This window comes from Acuticoccus kandeliae, assembly GCF_003073115.1.
In genome coordinates this window covers 1-707 of the sequence record NZ_QBBV01000018.1, presented here as the reverse complement: position 1 = coordinate 707, position 707 = coordinate 1, and the positions used below count along the sequence as shown (strand labels likewise).

At 70.7% G+C, this 707-nt stretch carries 1 pseudogene; it reads left to right on the top strand.

The annotated features are described in order from the left end of the window. Nucleotides 1-15: 15 nt before the first annotated feature. Nucleotides 16-707 (top strand): annotated as a pseudogene (locus tag DBV35_RS29070) (helicase-related protein); the annotation flags it as partial.

The following is a 707-nucleotide window of genomic DNA, read 5'->3' as shown; positions in this document are numbered from 1 at the left end:
GTCTAGCAGGGCAGCCGCCCGACCGGCCTGGTCGACCCCGAGGTCGACGTCAAGCCGACCACGGGCCAGATCGACGACCTGGTCGCCGAGATCCGGGACCGGACCGCCAAGGACGAACGGGTCCTGGTCACCACGCTGACCAAGAAGATGGCCGAGGACCTCACCGACTACCTGCTCGAACTCGGGATCAAGGTCCGGTACCTGCACTCCGAGGTCGACACCCTGCGCCGGGTGGAGCTGCTGCGGCAGCTGCGGTCCGGCGAGTACGACGTGCTGGTCGGCATCAACCTGCTCCGCGAGGGCCTCGACCTGCCCGAGGTGTCACTGGTGCCGATCCTCGACGCGGACAAGGAGGGCTTCCTCCGCTCCGGCACGTCACTGATCCAGACCATCGGCCGCGCGGCGCGCAACGTCTCCGGCCAGGTGCACATGTACGCCGACCGGATCACCGACTCGATGCGGTACGCGATCGACGAGACCGACCGCCGCCGCGCCAAGCAGGTCGCCTACAACACCGAGCACGGCATCGACCCGCAGCCGCTGCGCAAGAAGATCGCCGACATCCTCGACCAGGTCTACCGCGAGGCCGAGGACACCGAGGCCGTCCCGGTCGGCGGGTCGGGCCGCAACGCCTCGCGCGGCAAGCGGGCGGCGGGGGAGAAGGGCCGTCCGGCCGCGGCGGGCAGCTCCGGGGTGGCGGCGAAGGA